We start from the raw sequence: 16,801 nt of genomic DNA, 5'->3' as shown, positions 1-16,801 counted from the left end.
GTAGAAAGCGCGGCGGGCCAGATCATGTTGTTTTGCGACACGACATGTCGCGAAACATATATCACCCCGCCTCCTCGCGCAACCAGTTCGCCAAGGTGCGATGCGCGGCGGTCTCAAGCCCCGGCGCCTCCACCCAATAGCCCGATTGTTCGCGCACCATTTCCGGCCCCAGGGCGACCAGCGCGCCGCTGGCCAGATGCGGGTCGATCAGCGGGCGCCACCCCAGGGCGATGCCCTGCCCCGATAGCGCCGCCTGCACCACGAAGTCGTAGGTGTTCAGGCCCAGCTCGCCCGGCCGCCGCCCGCGGCGCAGCCCATGCGCAGCGAACCAGCCCGCCCAGGTGATCCAGCGCGCCTCGTCAGGCGCATCGAGATGCAACAGCACCTGCCCGGCGATGGTCTCGGGCGTTTCCGTCCCGCTGCGCCCGGCCAGCCAGCCGGGGCTGCAAACCGGCACCACCCGTTCCGCCAGCAAGAGCCAGCCCTCCAGATCACCCGCCCGGGCAAAGCGGATCGCCACCTCGCCCGGACGCGGGGCGCGCTGTTCCTGCGCGGCGGTGATCTGCACCTCCACCTCGGGATGGCGCGCGCGGAACCGGGCCAGCCGGGGCATCAGCCACAGGCCGGCGAACCCGAAATCGGTCAGGATGCGCAGCGCCGGCACGCGCGCCAGCGCCTGCGCCTCGGCGATGCTGGCGTCGATCTGCGCCAGCGCCGGCAGCAGACCGCGCAACAGCACCTCGCCTGCCGGGCTGGGCCGGCATCCCGCCCGCGACCGCTGAAACAGCACAAGCCCCAGATTTTCCTCGGCCCGGCGCAGCTGATAGCTGATCGCCGGTTGCGACAGGCCAAGCGCCGCCCCGGCGCGTGTCAGCGTGCCATGCCGGGCCACCGCCTCGATCACCCGCAGGGCGGCAGGATCAAGTTGCATCGAAATTGTTTATGCAAAACATCGAAATTCCCTGCCTTTTCTGAATCAGCTATCCAGTGGATCAATGGTAGCACATGCGAAAGGCGGCGAAAGATGGCGTATCGGCCCAATATCCTCATTCTGATGGTGGATCAGCTGACGGGAACCCTGTTTCCCGATGGCCCGGCCGACTGGCTGCATGCGCCCAACCTCAGACGGTTGGCCGAACGCTCGGTCCGCTTTGCCAATGCCTATACCGCCTCGCCGCTTTGCGCGCCGGCGCGGGCCAGTTTCATGTCCGGTCAACTGCCGCGCCGCACCCGGGTCTATGACAATGCCGCCGAATTCACCTCGGACATCCCGACCTTCGCCCATCACCTGCGCCGCGCCGGATACCAGACCGCCCTGTCGGGCAAGATGCATTTCGTCGGCCCCGACCAGCTCCACGGTTTTGAGGAACGGCTGACCACCGATATCTACCCCGCCGATTTCGGCTGGACCCCGGATTACCGCAAACCGGGCGAGCGGATCGACTGGTGGTATCACAACCTCGGTTCGGTCACCGGCGCCGGCGTGGCCGAGATCACCAACCAGCTGGAATATGATGACGACGTGTGCTTTCAGGCGGTGCAGAAGATCTACGGCCTGTCGCGCGGGCAGGACGGGCGGCCCTGGGCACTTTGCGCCAGTTTCACCCACCCGCATGACCCCTTTGTCGCCCGCCGCAAATACTGGGATCTCTATGAGGGCTGCCAGCACCTCGACCCGCCTGAGGCCCTCGCCTATGAGGAGATGGACCCCCATTCGCAACGCCTGATGGATGCCTGCGACTGGCGCGGGCTGGAGGTGACGCCCGACCATATCCGCCGCGCGCGGCAGGGCTATTTCGCCAATATCTCTTACGTCGATGCCAAGATCGGCGAGATCCTCGACACGCTGGAGGCGACGCGACAAGAGGCGATCATCATCTTCGTCTCGGATCACGGCGAGATGCTGGGCCGGCGCGGGCTGTGGTTCAAGATGAACTTCTTCGAAGGCTCTGCCCGCGTGCCGCTGATGATCGCCGCCCCGGGGCTGGAGCCAGGCCGGGTGGAAACCCCGGTCTGCACCATCGACGTGACGCCCACGCTGTGCGATCTGGCCGGCATCTCGATGGATGAGGTCATGCCCTGGACCGATGGCGAAAGCCTGGTGCCGCTGGCCAGGGGCTTTGACCGCACCAGCCCGGTCGCGATGGAATATGCGGCCGAGGGCAGTATCACGCCGCTGGTCTGCCTGCGCGAAGGCCGCTGGAAATATGTGCGCTGCCTCGTAGACCCGGAACTGCTGTTCGACCTGGAGACGGATGTCGAGGAACGCAGCAACCTTGCGCAAGACCCGGCACATGCCGGCACGCTTGCGCATTTCCGCGCCATGGCCGAGGCCCGCTGGGATCTGAACCGCTATGACGCCGAGGTCCGCGAAAGCCAGGCCCGCCGCTGGGTGGTCTACGAAGCACTGCGCAATGGCAGCTATTTCCCCTGGGATTACCAACCCCTGCGCGCGGCCTCGGAACGCTACATGCGCAACCATATGGACCTCAACGTGCTGGAGGAAAACAAGCGCTTCCCCCGCGGCGAATAATGCCACCAGCGCTTCTTGCAAGGAGCGCCTGCGGCGCAAGCCTTTCCTCTCGGTGCCGGGCTGCGCCCGCCCCCTCGGGCTTTGCCTCCGGCGGGAGTATTTCGGCAAGAAGCAAAGGCAAGGATGCGCCCCGGCGGCACGGGGTCTCGTTTCAACCCATGTGAGCGCTTCACACGGCGCCGGGGCGGCTTTGCTCCTTGACGGTCATCGGGGCTCCCCCCTGTACCGCACTGTCATATGACCCGGTCGAGGTTAACAAAGCGTTATGCGTCTTGCTCCTTGTGCAAATACTCACCTTGCGCCCGCGCCATATGCGAAAGGCCCGGTCGTGGTGACCGGGCCCCGTCATCCGTGGCAACGCCTTTGACGGGGGCTCGATGCCCCCGGCGAAGGCCCCTGCCATTCGGGTCACACCGCCTTTTTCAGCGCCTCGACCAGATCCGTCCGTTCCCAGCTGAAGCCGCCATCGGCTTCGGGGGCGCGGCCGAAATGGCCATAGGCGGCCGTCCGGGCGTAGATCGGGCGGTTCAGCGCCAGGTGTTCACGGATGCCGCGCGGGGTCAGGTCCATGCACTCCGCCACGGCGCGTTCGATCACGGCCTCGTCCACCTGGCCCGTGCCATGGGTATCGACATAGATCGACAGCGGTTTCGCCACGCCGATCGCATAGCTGACCTGAAGCGTGCAGCGATCCGCGAGGCCCGCGGCGACCACGTTCTTGGCCAGATAGCGCGCGGCATAGGCGGCCGAGCGGTCCACCTTGGTCGGGTCTTTCCCCGAAAACGCGCCGCCGCCATGCGGGGCCGCGCCGCCATAGGTATCGACGATGATCTTGCGCCCGGTCAGCCCGGCATCGCCATCCGGCCCGCCGATCACGAAGGTGCCGGTCGGGTTCACCCACCATTCGGTCTTGTCGGTGATCCAGCCCGAGGGCAGCACTTCGCGGATATAGGGTTCCACGATGGCGCGGATATCGTCGGAGGTCTGGCTTTCGCTTTCATGCTGGGTCGAGAGCACGATCGAGGTCACCTCGACCGGCTTGCCGCCTTCATAGCGCAGCGAGAGCTGCGATTTGGCATCCGGGCGCAGCGTCGGCTCCTGGCCGGATTTGCGCACCTCGGCCAGGCGGCGCAGGATGGCATGGGCGTATTGGATCGGCGCCGGCATCAGTTCCGGCGTCTCGCGGCAGGCGTAACCGAACATGATGCCCTGATCGCCCGCGCCATCACGATCGACGCCCTGGGCGATATGGGCCGATTGCTTGTGCAGGTGGTTCTTCACCTTCAGCGTGGCCCAGTGAAACTCGTCCTGTTCATAGCCGATATCGCGCACGCAATCGCGCACGATCTGTTCGACGCCGTCCAGCATCTCCCGCAGCTTCTTCTTGTCGGACAGCCCGACCTCGCCGCCGACGACGACACGATTGGTGGTGGCGAAGGTTTCACAGGCGACGCGGGCATTGGGTTCCTCGGTCAGGAAGGCATCCAGCACCGAATCCGAGATGCGGTCGCACACCTTGTCAGGGTGCCCCTCGGAAACGGATTCCGAGGTGAAGACGTAGTTCAGTCTGCTCATGGGGAAGTGCTCCGTTGATTGATCCCCGTCACGCCAGGAAGCCGTTGTGACGGTTCGATGGCACGGGTTACGCCCGCGCCGCGGGGAGGTCAAGCGCGGGGGCGGCGCCGGCGGCGGATCAGGGTTGCGACGAGTCCGCACAGCAACACCACAAAGGGCACCTCGCCCAGGCGGCGATAGGGGGTGGGCGGCAAGGCGCCCGGAAGGGCCGCATCCAGTGCGCCCTCGGTCCCGAAGGGCAGCGCGGCGGTGACGCGGCCCCTGGCATCGACCATCTGCGTGACGCCGGTATTGGCCACCCGCACCAGCGGCAGCCCCTGTTCCACCGCGCGCAGTCGCGCCAGCGCGGCATGCTGGAACGGGCCGGTCAGCGTGCCGAACCAGGCGTCATTGGTGATATGCAGCAGCCAGCCGGGCCGCGGTTCGGGCTGGTTCACCTCTTGCGGAAAGACCGCCTCATAGCAGATCAGCGGGAGCACCCGGCCCAGCCGCCCGAGATCGAGCCCCCGCGGCCCCGGTCCCGCCGCATAGCCAAAGCCCTGGCGGGCGGCAAAGGCGCTGATGCCGAACCAGGCATGAAGCCTTTCGCCAAAGGGCATGTATTCGCCAAAGGGCACCAGATGCGCCTTGTCATAAAGCGCGATCTGCACCCCGTCCGCGCCGATCACCGCGAGGCTGTTGAAAGCCGCCGCCCCTTCCAGCCGCTGCACGCCCATGGCCAGCGGCGCACCGCCCGCCGCCGCCACCGCGCCCGCGACCGCCTCGCCCCCCGGATCATAGAGATATGGCAGGCTGGTTTCCGGCCAGATCACCAGATCGGGCCGCGGGCCTTGCGCGGTCAGCGCGGTCAGCCGGCGATAAAGCCGTTCGGCCTGATCGGGATCCCATTTCAGGTGTTGTTCGGCATTGGGCTGCACCAGCCGGAAGGTCAGGCCCGGCGCGGCGGGCTCGGGCGCGGCCAGCCGCGCGGCGCCACCGCCCCAGACCGCCGCCAGCACCAGAACGGGCAAGACCCGCGACAGGCCCGGCAGCGCCACCACAGCCGCCGCACTATAGAGTGTCAGCAGCGTCAGCCCGTTGGCCCCGATCAGCGCCGCCGCCTGCGCGACCGGCGTGTCGATCCAGATATGGCCGGGCAGCGCCCAGGGAAAGCCGGTCAGCACCACACCCCGCAACGCCTCGGCCCCGGTCAGTGCCAGCGCAAAGGCGAACGCGCGCCGGCCCCGGCCCGCAAGCCCCCCCGCCAGCGCGCCTGCCACCGCCCAGAACAGCGCCAGCCCCCCCGCAAGGCCGATCAGCGCAAAGGGCGCCATCCAGCCATAGGTTTCAGGCTCGACCAGAAAGGGCTGCACGATCCAGCTCAGCGCCAGCGCGAAATGGCCCAGCCCCGCCGCCCAGGCCCGCGCGGCAGCCTGCCGCGCGTCGCGCGCCGCCACGACCTGCGCCACGATGCCGGCAAAGGCCGGCAGCGCCAGATACCAGGCGCCCAGCGGTGCCTGCCCCGCCGCCGCCAGCGCGCCCAGCAGCAGCGCCGGCACCAGGGATCGCAGGGCGCGGATCAATCAGGCCTCGACGGTTTCGGCCGGCAGATCGGGCAGCCGCAGCCGCAACCGCTTGATCCGGCGCGGGTCGGCATCCATCACCTCGAATTCCACCCCGCTTTCATGCGGCACGATCTCGCCCCGCGCGGGCACACGGCCGGTGCGCAGGAAGACCAGCCCGCCCAGGGTGTCGATCTCCTCGTCATCGGCATCGGTGCGCAGCTTCACGCCGATCTCGGCCTCCACCTCGTCCAGCGGGGCGGTGGATTGCATGATCCAGACGCCGGGCTTTTCCTGCTTCCACAGGTTGCCCTCCTCCTCGTCATGCTCGTCCTCGATCTCGCCGATCACGGTCTCGATCAGATCCTCGATCGTGACCAGCCCGTCCACGCCGCCATATTCGTCGATGACCAGCGCCATATGCACCCGCTCCTTCTGCATCTTTTGCAGCAGGACATGCAGCGGCATCGAGGGCGGCGCATAAAGGATCGGCCGCAGCAGCTTTTTCAGGCTGAACCGCCCGCCGCTGCCGAACCCATGTTGCAACGCCAGATCCTTGAGCAGCACCAGCCCCTGCGGGTGGTCCATCGTGCCCTTGTAGACCGGCAGGCGTGAAAAGCCCTGGGCGCGGAACACCTCGACCAGATCGTCGCGGCCGATATCCAGCGGCACGGCGGCGATATCGACCTTGGGAATCGCCACATCATCGACCCGCAGCTTGCGCAGATTGGCCAGACCCGGCAATTGCACCGGCGGCGGCGCGACCGGGGTCGCGGCGGCGGGCGCCTCGTCCGGCGGATCGGCGGAGGAAAAGGCAGAGAGAAGTCGCCCGAAAAAACCCTGTCGTGCCGCCTCGGAAGAGTCGCCCTCTCCCGGATTGGCCTCGGCTGGGCCGGCCTGCGCTGCCGGCGATCCGTCGTAACTACTGCCCATCTGTCCTTCTACCTGCGTTATCCCCGCGCCCTTTCAAGGCGTGGCCTAATATGGGTCCGCGATACCAAGCGTTTCAAGAATGCGCCGCTCGGTTTCCTCCATCAGCGCCGCATCGTCATCGTCGATGTGATCGTAGCCCAGAAGGTGCAATATGCCATGTATCAGCAAATGTGTAACGTGATCGTCAACGCTCTTGCCCTGATCGGCGGCCTCTTGCGCGCAGGTTTCCCAGGCGATGGCGATATCGCCCAGCGTCGCGGGGTCATCCTGCGTGCCGGGGGCGGGCAAGGCCGGTGCCTCGCCGGCATATTCGCTGCCGCGTTCCTCTGACGGCCAGCTCAGCACATTGGTCGGGCGCGGCTTGTCACGGAAATCGGCGTTCAGCCCGGTGATGCGGGCATCGTCGCAGCCCATGACGACGGCCTGAAACAGCGCGGGGTCAAGGCCCAGATGGCCCAAGACCGCCTGCGCCGCACGCAGCGCGCAACGCTCAAGCCCGAAGGCCAGCCAGCGGTCATCCTCGATCACGATATCGACGGTTGCGTTCATGCCCGCCTCATAGCATGGCGGCGCGGAACCGCAACGGGCTGAAAGGGCCGGGGCGCGCCCCCGGCCCGATCGCGGTCAGGCCTGCGTGTCGTCGCGGTCATAGGCCTCGATGATGCGGGCAACCAGCGGGTGCCGCACGACATCCTGCGCGGTAAAGTAGTTGAAGCTGACGCCCTTCACCCCTTTCAGGATGCGTTCGGCATCCTGCAAGCCCGAGGGCACGCCGCGCGGCAGATCGACCTGCGTGCGGTCGCCGGTGATCACCATGCGCGACCCCTCGCCCAGACGGGTGAGGAACATCTTCATCTGCATGGTCGTGGCATTCTGCGCCTCATCCAGCACGACAAAGGCATTCGACAGCGTGCGCCCGCGCATGAAGGCCAGCGGCGCGATCTCGATCCGCTTTTCCTCGATCAGCTTCTGCACCTGCTTGGCCGGCAGAAAATCGTTCAGCGCGTCATAGAGCGGCTGCATATAGGGATCGACCTTTTCTTTCATGTCGCCGGGCAGGAAGCCCAGGCGTTCGCCGGCCTCCACCGCGGGACGGGACAGGACGATCTTTTCCACCATGCCGCCGATGAACATCGTGACGCCGACCGCAACCGCCAGATAGGTCTTGCCGGTGCCGGCCGGGCCGATGCCAAAGCCCAGTTCATTGGCGAACAGGTTGGCGACATAGGCCTTTTGCGCCTCGGTCCGGGGTTCGATGGGTTTCTTGCGGGTGCGCAATTCGACCGAGGATCCGAACATCTCGATCTGTTCGCCGGCGCGGGGCGTGTCGGGCATGGGATGGCCCATGCGGATCGCGCCCTCGATATCGCCGGCCGTCACCGCGCGCCCGGCCTCCAGCCGCGCATAAAGCGCGCGCAGCACCGCTGCCGCCTGCTCCCGCGCGCCCTTGTCGCCGATCACCGCCAGCCGGTTACCCCGTCGGAGGATATGCACCCCCATCTGATGCTCGATCTGCGCCAGATTGCGGTCATACTCACCGCAGAGGTCGATCAACAGCCTGTTGTCGGGAAATTCCAAAAGGGTTTCAACGACATCCTCGGCACGGGTCGGGGGGGTCAGCGCACTGATGCCCAAGGGGTCTTCCTTTGCGGCTAGAGGGCTCCTGTCCCTTGAATCTGCGCCTCGATGGTTAAGGAAACAAGACAAAGCTGGACGATGGGAAAGGTTTTTCAGCGGATTGATCAAAAATCAGGCAAATTCGCCACATGCTTTCCACAAGATGTTGCGGCCCCGGAATCACCGCCCCCAGCCCCTTGAAAATGACACGGGCCGCGCAATGGCGCGGCCCGGGATCACAGTCTGGTGTGCGGCTCAGCGCGTGCGGCGCCCGGCATAGGGCACATAGTCGCGCAGCCCCGCATCCCGGGTCTGGTAGTTGCGCACCACCGTGCCCGGCGGATAGTGGTTGTTGCAGACCGGCAGGCCCGAAACCGGGTCGAAGCGACGGCCCGAATAGCCCTCGACGCCGTCGTCGATGATCCAGCCCTGGCAACCATCGGGGTCATAGGCGATGCCGCCGCCACCCGGCGCCAACGCGACATTGTCACGCCCGCGATCCTGCGCGGTGGCGATCACCGTATCGGGGCTTTGCACATAGGGGCTCAACCCGTCGACACAACCTGCCAGCGCGGTGACGGAAACAAGGGCGAGGCCCGGAAGAAATTTGGTCATCTGGATCACCACCGGTAGCAAACGACTTCGACACGACGATTCTTCTGCATGTTCGCAGCGGAATCATTCGGCGCGATCGGCTGGCGCTCGCCATAGCCGATCTCGCGCTCCACCATCGCGCCGACCGAACGGGCGACATCGGCCACGGCCTTGGCCCGGCGCTGCGAGAGCGACATGTTGTATTCATCCGAAGCGCGGCTGTCGGTATGGCCATAGACGGCGTAACCAAAGGCTCCGGCCTGCTGGAAGAACTGTTGCAGATAGGACCGGCCCGACGCGGTCAGCTTGTGGCTGTCGGTCGCGAACAGCGTATCGGTGTTCTGGACAAGGCAGGTATTGCGCTTGAGACAGACGGGCTTGCCGGTCTTGGGGTTGACGCGGTCCAGCATATAGCCCTCGACCCCGCCATCTGCCCACCAATGCATGCAGCCATCGTCATCGACCCAGACGCCCCAGTCGATCTTGCCCGCAACCTCGGGGGAGTTTTGTGCATTGGCCGAACACGCCAGCGCCGCCGTGACGGCAAGCCCCCCCAAAATTCCACGCACTGCCTTGGAAAACCGTTCCACGCCGCAGCTCCCTTGTTCACTCAAGTGACTTGATATGCTTTTTACGGGGTTTGACCTCACGCAAACGCGATGTAAAGCAAAATCTATGGGTATCAGCCGCTTGCGCCTACCAATTGTTGCGCATGGCGCGGCTGGGCGGAACAAAGCATGACATTGACGCAAAAGCGGAAACAGCGCCTCAGGCGCTGATTCTCTCGCCCGCCAGCGAATTGGGGGCTGCGGCCACGATCCGCACGCGCACCAGATCGCCCACCTTGCCCGCCGGATCGGCGACATGAACGGCATGAAGATGGTCCGATTTGCCCACCATCTGCCCTGGCAGCCGTCCCGGCTTTTCATACAGCACGCCAACCTCGCGCCCGACCATGGCCACCTGTGCCGCCTGCTGCTGCGCGGTGATCAGCGCCTGAAGCGCGTGCAACCGCGCATCGGCCAGATCGGCCGGCAGTTCCGGCTTTTCCGCCGCCGGCGTGCCGGGCCGCGCGGAATACTTGAAACTGAAGGCCGCGCCAAAGCCGACCGCGCGGATCAGGTCCATCGTCGCCTCGAAATCGGCATCCGTCTCGCCCGGGAAGGCCACGATGAAATCCGAACTCAGCAGGATGTCGGGCCGCGCGGCGCGGATACGTTCGATCAGCCGCAGATACTGTTCCGCCGTGTGCTTGCGGTTCATCGCCTTGAGGATGCGGTCGCTGCCCGATTGCACCGGCAGATGCAGATAGGGCATCAGCTGCGGCACCTCGGCATGAGCGGCGATCAGGTCGTCATCCATGTCATTGGGGTGGCTGGTCGTGTAGCGCAGCCGCTCCAGCCCGTCGATCGCGGCCATCTCGCGCACCAGCCGGCCCAGGCCCCAGGTGCCGCCCTCGCCCGCGCCGTGATAGCCGTTGACGTTCTGGCCCAGAAGCGTGATCTCGCGCACCCCGCGGCTGACCAGATCGCGCGCCTCGGACAAAAGCCGTGCCGCCGGGCGGCTGACCTCGGCCCCCCGCGTATAGGGCACGACGCAAAAGGCGCAGAACTTGTCGCAGCCCTCCTGCACCGTCAGAAAAGCAGTCGGGCCGCGCAGGGCCTTGCGCTGCGGCAGGTGGTCGAACTTGTCTTCCTCGGGGAAATCGGTGTCGATCACCTTGCCCTTGGCCTCCACCATCTCGGGCAGGCGGTGATAACTTTGCGGCCCCACCACCAGATCGACCAGCGGCATGCGGCGCAGGATCTCCTCGCCCTCGGCCTGGGCCACGCAGCCGGCGACACCGATCTTGAGATCGGGCTTGGCCTGTTTCAGCGGACGCAGGCGCCCCAGATCGGAATAGACCTTTTCCGCCGCCTTTTCCCGGATGTGGCAGGTATTGAGCAGAACCATGTCCGCCTCCTCCGCCACCTCGGTCGTGACATAGCCCTTGGCGCCCAGGGCCTCGGCCATGCGCTCGCTGTCATAGACGTTCATCTGGCAACCATAGGTCTTGATGAACAGCTTTTTCGGCGTGTCGGTCACGTCGTCGGTCATGGCGGTGGCCCCTTCAGGATCAGCGCGCCTTCTAGCGAAAACCGCCCGCCGCCGCAACATTGGCCGCCCGCACGCTTGCAAATGCGCGGCGGCTTGCCCAAAGCTGGCGGCGACAGAGCTGACGGTGGAGCGTGGCGGATGCGGCACAACGGGTTGGATGCCTTCCGGGATCAGGCGGCGGCGGTGCTGGCCAAGGGGCCGGTCGCGCTGATCCTGGCCGAAGACGGGGTCGAACTGGCCTCGACTCTGCGGCACCATCTGGATGCCGGATTCCGCACCGTCCTGCTGTTCGCCCATCCCGAACTTGACCTGCCCGAGACGCTGGCCGCGCTGGTGCATCGCATTGATTACGATATCCATCAGGATGACGCGCTGCCGCTGGCGGTGAATGCGGTGACCGCCCTCGCCCCGCCCGGCACCTGGATCTATTACTGCTACAACGCCGAATACCTGTTCTTCCCTTTCTGCGAGACGCGGACAGTGTTCGACCTGCTGACCTTTCAGGCCGAGGAACGGCGCGAGGCGATGCTGACCTATGTGATCGACCTCTATGCCGGCGATCTGGACAAATACCCCAATGCCGTCTCGCTGGAGGATGCGCATCTGGATCGGTCGGGCTATTATGCGCTCGCGCGCAAGGATCCCGATCGGAACTGGGCGCCCAAGGAACGCCAGCTCGATTTCTATGGCGGCCTGCGCTGGCGGTTCGAGGAACATGTTTCCTGGGCCAAGCGCAAGATCGACCGCATCTCGCTGTTCCGCGCGGCGCCGGGGCTGGAACTGCGCGCCGATCACACCTTCAACATCGAGGAATACAACACCTATTCCTGCCCCTGGCACCACAACCTGACCGCCTGCATTTGCAGCTTTCGCACCGCCAAGGCGCTGAAGACCAATCCCGGCTCGCGCTATGACATCCAGAATTTCCGCTGGCACAGTTCGACGGAATTCCTCTGGCACAGCCAGCAATTGATGGATCTGGGGCTGATGGAACCGGGCCAGTGGTTCTGACGGCCCGGCCCTGACCGCCCGTCAGGCCTGCGCCGCCTCTTGCGTCAGCCGCAGGCAGACCCGCAGCGCCCGCGCCATGTCCTGCACGCTGATCCATTCCAGCGGGCCATGGATTTCCTGCATGCCGGTAAAGATATTGGGCGTGGGCACCCCCATTTCCGTCAGGCGCGACCCGTCGGTGCCGCCGCGGATCGGCACGGAAAGCGGCTCCACCCCTTCCGCCCGGCAGGCGGCGCGGGCCAGATCGACCGGGCGCATGTCCTTTTCCAGCCAATAGCGCATGTTGCGATATTGCGGGCGGATCTCGCAGGTGATCTGCGCGCGCGGCTCGGCCGTCTGCGAGGCCGCGCAGGCGGCGCGCAGCACCTCGCCCTTCTGCGCCAGTCCGTCCAGCTCGAAATCCCGCAGGATGAAACGCAGTTCGGCCTCGGCCGCGCCGCCCCGGATATCGGTCAGATGCAGGAACCCTTCGCGCCCCTCGGTCACCTCGGGCGTCAGCGTCCCCTGCGGCAGAAAGCCGATCAGCCGCCCCGCCAGCGTGGCCGCGTTCACCATCTTGCCCTTGGCCGTGCCGGGATGGGTGGAAACCCCGATGATCCTGACCACTGCCCCGTCGGCCGAAAAGCTTTCATATTCGATCTCGCCGACGGCGCCGCCATCCAGCGTATAGGCGAAGGCCGCCCCCAGATCCTGCGCCAGTCGCGGATCGACGCCGCGGCCGATTTCCTCGTCGGGGGTAAAGGCCAGCCGGATCGTGCCGTGCGGCAGGTCGGTATGGGCCAGCAGATGCCGCGCCATGGTCATCAGGATCGCGATCCCCGCCTTGTCATCGGCCCCCAGCAGCGTGGTGCCCGAGGCGGTCACGATGTCATGCCCAAGGCGCGTGCCCAGATAGGGCGCGACCTCGGGCGACAGGACCAGCCCCGGCGCATCGGCAAAGGTGATGTCGCCGCCATTATAGCCGCGATGCACCACGGGCTTCACCCCGGTCGCATGATAGGCGGGCGCGGTGTCCATATGCGCCAGAAACCCGATGGCGGGGCCCGTCGCCGTGGCGGGAATCGTCGCCAGCACCACCCCGTAATCGGTGATCCGCACATCCGCGGCGCCGATCTCGTGCAGTTCGGCCTCCAGCATCCGCGCCAGATCAAGCTGGATCGCCGTGCTGGGCTGGGTCGGGCTGTCCTCGTCGCTCTGGCTATCCACCGCCGCATAGCGGATCAGGCGGGTTTCCAGTTCGGTGTCGAATGCGCTGCGCATGGGGCCTCCGGTCTTTTGCGGCCCGAGGGGACGCGCGGGCGCGCGCCAAGTCAAGCGCCGACTGCGGCCGGTTGGCGCCGAAGTGATCGCGCGGCGCGCAAATTCCCCCTGCCCCGCGCTTGCGCCTTGTCGGCAAGATCGTAAACTGCCGCAAACCAGATGGAGTTCTTCAGGTGTTTCAGATGAAGTCATTGGCCGCGGGTCTGGCGCTTGCCGCCTTGACCACGGGCGGCGCATTGGCCGCGCCATGCAGCAATACCGGCGGCAATTACGAATCCTGGAAGCCCGTCATGGCGCAGGAAGCCGCCGCCGCGGGCGTGGGCGAGCGCGGCATCGCGGCGCTGATGGGGTCGAGCTACGCGACCAAGACCATCGCCGCCGACCGCAACCAGAAAAGCTTCAAGTATTCGCTGCAAAAGTTCCTGTCGGTGCGCGGCGCCGATACGATCGTGGCGCAGGGCCGCAAGCGCAAGGCCGCCAGCGCCGCCTTCTATCAGGGGCTGGAGGCGCGCTATGGCGTGCCCGCCGGCGTGCTGCTGGCGATTCACGGCATGGAGACCGGCTTTGGCAGCTTCATGGGCGACAGCAATGTCGTGTCCTCGATCGCGACGCTGGCCTATGATTGCCGCCGCAGCGACTACTTCACCCCCCATCTGATCGCCGCGCTGAAGCTGGTGGATCAGGGCGTGATCTCGTCGAAATCGGTGGGCGCCAAGCATGGCGAGGTGGGCCATACCCAGTTCCTGCCGGGCAATGTGCTGCGCTATGGCGTGGATGGCGACGGCGACGGACGGGTGGACCTGACCAAACAGGCCGACGCGCTGGCCTCGACCGCGAATTTCCTGGCCTCGAAGGGCTGGCGCCCCGGTGCGGGCTACCAGGAGGGCGAGCCGAATTTCGCCGTCATCCGCGAATGGAACGCCGCCACCGTCTATCAGCAGGCCATCGCCCTGATGGGCGCAAAAATCGACCGCTGAGCGCGTTTTTCCCCCTTGCACCGGGCGGGCGGCTGACATAGACAGCCCCCACCCAGCGTGGCCCGTTCGTCTATCGGTTAGGACGTCAGGTTTTCAACCTGAAAAGAGGGGTTCGACTCCCCTACGGGCTGCCACTTATCCCCGCAAGTGTCTGTTTTTGCAGGGTAAAATTCAAACACCCCCTCTGTCTATGCATTGCTTTGCGAAGCAAAAGGCATCGAACGACCCCGCCCACTTGTGAATGATCACGAAGACCTAACCGCATTTCGCGCCCTGCGAAGTCGTGTGTCGTCAAGCTTCGCCCGTAAAACGCCACACGAACACGTTATCCGTGCTAGGGTCGCGGCATTGAACCGCTAAAGGGGATAAGGGCTTGGGCGGAAATTCTGTGGTTGTTTTGGTGTTGACGTTAGCGTCAATCGTGTCGTTGGCCGGGGTGATCTACCCATTCAAGCCGTTCAAGAGCCGTTGGGTTGCCTTGGCGTCATTCGTCGGTTGCTTCGTTCTTGTCGGCGTGACCGGACCATCACCGGAAACGGCGGACACCGCTATGCCGAAAGTGAATGAACGTCCATGGGCCGCGCCCGAAGGTGACGAACAGCTTTGGGTTACTTCCGAACGCTTGAACCGACGCACATGCCCGTCGGAAAGCTGCGGTGTGGTAGGACGATTGTTCTTCCGCGAAGGCGTGACCGTGCTTGAAGAACGCGACGGTTGGGCGCGGATAACGCAGACCTATGACGCGTCGTGCGTCGGAGGTCGCAGCGAATACGTCGATACTGGTAATGCAGCCTGCGACGATGCAAACGGCATTATTGACGGGCAGTTCGCCGAATGGGTTTCGATTAAATACCTATCAGAAACGCGTCCGCCCGATCCCGCTGCGGATGCGTCGGGGGTTGAAGAACTAGTGGCCGGGTCCGACGACTTCGCACGATACCGAACCGTGTTCGCGGAAGCGGCCCAATCACTTATCGCGCAACGCCGATGCACCGAACGCAACTTCCGCGACATGGGCGGTTGGGTGAAGTCTACAAGCCATAGCAACCAACCCGTCTACTTCACTTACTGCGGCGGTGCGACGGCCACCAACCGCCTGTATTTGAACGCCGATACGGGGGAAGTCTTCCGGTGAAAAGAACGCCTGGTGCGTCGGTGCACGCAAACCGGGGCTAGTTGCCGCTGGCAATAAACGGCTCAATGCCGAAGCACCGGCGCTGTTCGCATTATCCTACAGGACCCGTGGATAGGTTCAGCACAACGGCAACAACGGGCGCCGTTTCAGCGTCACATCGGCCGGGAGGCTGACCACGCCCCACTCCGCGCAGGTGGCAGCGACCATGCCGCCCTTCACGCGCTATGCGCGCCCGATGCCAGGTCGGCGACGCGGGCGAGGACTTCGGCGACGGATTTGCCGGCGCCCACTTCCTTCACGATGGCAGAGCCCACCACGCAGCCATCCGCGATGCCGGCGATGGCGCGGGCGTTTTCGGCGGTGTTGATGCCGAAGCCCACGATGACCGGCAGGTCGGTCGCGGCCTTGATGCGGGCCACCTCCGGCGCCACGTCGCCGGCCTCGGCGGCGGCCGATCCGGTGATGCCGGTGATCGAGACGTAATACACGAAACCGCTGGTATTCTTCAGCACCGCCGGCAGGCGCTTGTCATCGGTGGTGGGCGTCGCCAGGCGGATGAAGTTCAGCCCGGCCGCCTGGGCGGGGATGCACAGCTCGTCATCCTCCTCGGGCGGCAGGTCCACCACGATCAGCCCGTCGATCCCGGCGGCCGTCGCCTCGGACAGGAAACGGTCCACACCGCGCGCATAGATCGGGTTGTAATAGCCCATCAGCACGATCGGCGTCGTGGCATCGCCGGCGCGGAAATCGCGCACCATGGCCAGCACCTTGTCCATGGTCATGCCGCCTTCCAGCGCGCGTTGCCCGGCCAGCTGGATCGTCGGGCCATCGGCCATGGGATCGGTGAAGGGCATGCCCAGCTCGATCACATCGACCCCGGCGCCCGGCAGGCCCTTCATCACGGCCAGCGAGGTTTCGACATCGGGGTCGCCCCCCATGATATAGGCGACGAACGCCTTCTTCCCCTGCTGCCGCAGCCGCGCGAAGGTGTCGTCGATTCTGGTCATGTCCGGCCCGTCCCCTTGATCTCCCGCCCGGGTTTGCACGGGCGGGGCGGGAAAATCAATGGGGCGCGCGCGGCGGCGGCCCGTCAGCCCTGCCGCGCCGGCCCGCTGACCATCCAATGCGTGCCGAAACGGTCTTTGACCATGCCGAACCCGTCCGACCAGAAGGTCGGCGCGAAATCCTTCAGCACAGCCCCGCCATCCGACAGCGCGGTGAAGATGCGCTGCCCCTCGGCCAGATCGGCGACCGGATGGCTGACCGAGACGGCGGCCTGGGCATCGCCCTGCATCCCCGGCGGAAAATCCGACGCCATCAGCATGCGCCCGCCCGTGGTCAGGCAGGCATGCATCACGCGGGCAGACCCCTGCATCTCGGGCGGGGCGCCCGGCATCTCGCCATAGGTCATCAGCGCGAGGTCACCGCCGAACAGGCCCTGATAGAAATGCATCGCCTCGGCGCAATTGCCCTGGAAATGGATATAGGGATCATAGGCCATGAGCATCTCCTTTCCAGCGCAACGCTG

Annotated in this window: 16 protein-coding genes, 1 tRNA gene and 1 riboswitch; of the genes, 5 read left to right on the top strand and 12 right to left on the bottom strand. The window is 65.7% G+C overall.

The features are described 5' to 3' along the window. Window positions 1–61: 61 nt before the first annotated feature. Window positions 62–931, bottom strand: coding sequence for a LysR substrate-binding domain-containing protein (locus FOA17_RS05440; protein WP_149140440.1), 870 nt, complete (start codon window positions 929–931; stop codon window positions 62–64). A gap of 93 nt (window positions 932–1,024) precedes the next feature. On the opposite strand from FOA17_RS05440, the gene betC reads away from it, so the two are divergent. Beyond that, a complete protein-coding gene (betC, locus tag FOA17_RS05435; RefSeq protein ID WP_149140439.1) occupies window positions 1,025–2,533 on the top strand; it encodes a choline-sulfatase in 1,509 nt (502 codons plus the stop codon). A gap of 408 nt (window positions 2,534–2,941) precedes the next feature. On the opposite strand, the gene metK is transcribed toward betC, so the two are convergent. The 8 genes from metK to miaB all read right to left on the bottom strand — a co-directional run bounded on the left by metK (window position 2,942) and on the right by miaB (window position 10,890). Next, complete coding sequence (gene metK / locus FOA17_RS05430; RefSeq protein ID WP_149140438.1) at window positions 2,942–4,108, bottom strand: methionine adenosyltransferase; 1,167 nt, start codon at window positions 4,106–4,108, stop codon at window positions 2,942–2,944. Between the two features lie 7 nt (window positions 4,109–4,115). After that, window positions 4,116–4,164, bottom strand: a riboswitch (SAM-SAH riboswitch). A gap of 33 nt (window positions 4,165–4,197) precedes the next feature. After that, a complete protein-coding gene (lnt, locus tag FOA17_RS05425; RefSeq protein WP_149140437.1) occupies window positions 4,198–5,670 on the bottom strand; it encodes an apolipoprotein N-acyltransferase in 1,473 nt (490 codons plus the stop codon). Beyond that, on the bottom strand, window positions 5,671–6,582 hold the full coding sequence (locus FOA17_RS05420; protein ID WP_149140436.1) for a transporter associated domain-containing protein: 912 nt from the start codon (window positions 6,580–6,582) through the stop codon (window positions 5,671–5,673). It abuts the gene before it with no gap. A 45-nt stretch (window positions 6,583–6,627) separates the two neighbouring features. Next, window positions 6,628–7,131, bottom strand: a complete 504-nt coding sequence (gene ybeY, locus FOA17_RS05415; RefSeq protein WP_149140435.1) for an rRNA maturation RNase YbeY — start codon at window positions 7,129–7,131, stop codon at window positions 6,628–6,630. A gap of 75 nt (window positions 7,132–7,206) precedes the next feature. Continuing rightward, a complete protein-coding gene (locus tag FOA17_RS05410) occupies window positions 7,207–8,217 on the bottom strand; it encodes a PhoH family protein (RefSeq protein ID WP_149140434.1) in 1,011 nt (336 codons plus the stop codon). A gap of 237 nt (window positions 8,218–8,454) precedes the next feature. Then, a complete protein-coding gene (locus FOA17_RS05405; RefSeq protein ID WP_149140433.1) occupies window positions 8,455–8,814 on the bottom strand; it encodes a hypothetical protein in 360 nt (119 codons plus the stop codon). 5 nt (window positions 8,815–8,819) lie between these two features. Then, entirely contained in the window at window positions 8,820–9,383 is a 564-nt protein-coding gene (locus FOA17_RS05400) for an OmpA family protein (protein ID WP_238991724.1), read from the bottom strand. A 178-nt stretch (window positions 9,384–9,561) separates the two neighbouring features. Beyond that, the gene (miaB, locus tag FOA17_RS05395) at window positions 9,562–10,890 is read right to left on the bottom strand and encodes a tRNA (N6-isopentenyl adenosine(37)-C2)-methylthiotransferase MiaB (protein ID WP_149140431.1); all 1,329 of its coding nucleotides are present in this window, start codon (window positions 10,888–10,890) and stop codon (window positions 9,562–9,564) included. 138 nt (window positions 10,891–11,028) lie between these two features. Between miaB and FOA17_RS05390 the strand changes: the two genes are divergently transcribed. Continuing rightward, complete coding sequence (locus FOA17_RS05390; RefSeq protein ID WP_149140430.1) at window positions 11,029–11,901, top strand: glycosyltransferase family 2 protein; 873 nt, start codon at window positions 11,029–11,031, stop codon at window positions 11,899–11,901. 21 nt (window positions 11,902–11,922) lie between these two features. On the opposite strand, the gene pepT is transcribed toward FOA17_RS05390, so the two are convergent. After that, window positions 11,923–13,161 (bottom strand): peptidase T, encoded by a 1,239-nt coding sequence (gene pepT, locus FOA17_RS05385; protein WP_149140429.1) that lies wholly within the window; start codon window positions 13,159–13,161, stop codon window positions 11,923–11,925. A gap of 182 nt (window positions 13,162–13,343) precedes the next feature. Between pepT and FOA17_RS05380 the strand changes: the two genes are divergently transcribed. The 3 genes from FOA17_RS05380 (at window position 13,344) to FOA17_RS05370 (ending at window position 15,273) form a co-directional block, all read left to right on the top strand. Beyond that, window positions 13,344–14,138 (top strand): lytic murein transglycosylase, encoded by a 795-nt coding sequence (locus FOA17_RS05380; RefSeq protein ID WP_149140428.1) that lies wholly within the window; start codon window positions 13,344–13,346, stop codon window positions 14,136–14,138. A gap of 59 nt (window positions 14,139–14,197) precedes the next feature. Further along, window positions 14,198–14,272, top strand: a tRNA-Glu gene (locus FOA17_RS05375). 239 nt (window positions 14,273–14,511) lie between these two features. After that, entirely contained in the window at window positions 14,512–15,273 is a 762-nt protein-coding gene (locus FOA17_RS05370) for an SH3 domain-containing protein (protein ID WP_149140427.1), read from the top strand. 215 nt (window positions 15,274–15,488) lie between these two features. Here the strand turns inward: FOA17_RS05370 and trpA are convergent, their stop codons facing one another. Both trpA and FOA17_RS05360 read right to left on the bottom strand, forming a co-directional pair. Further along, window positions 15,489–16,280 carry a tryptophan synthase subunit alpha gene (gene trpA, locus FOA17_RS05365; protein ID WP_149140426.1) on the bottom strand — a complete coding sequence of 264 codons (792 nt, stop codon included), beginning with the start codon at window positions 16,278–16,280 and terminating at the stop codon, window positions 15,489–15,491. 83 nt (window positions 16,281–16,363) lie between these two features. Next, window positions 16,364–16,774, bottom strand: a complete 411-nt coding sequence (locus FOA17_RS05360) for a VOC family protein (protein ID WP_149140425.1) — start codon at window positions 16,772–16,774, stop codon at window positions 16,364–16,366. Window positions 16,775–16,801 lie beyond the last annotated feature (27 nt).

The sequence above is a fragment of the Gemmobacter caeruleus genome, assembly GCF_008271655.1.
Taxonomy (GTDB): Bacteria; Pseudomonadota; Alphaproteobacteria; order Rhodobacterales; family Rhodobacteraceae; genus Gemmobacter; species Gemmobacter caeruleus.
The sequence above is the reverse complement of the archived record's forward strand: the minus strand, read 5'-3'. Positions and strand labels throughout refer to the sequence as shown.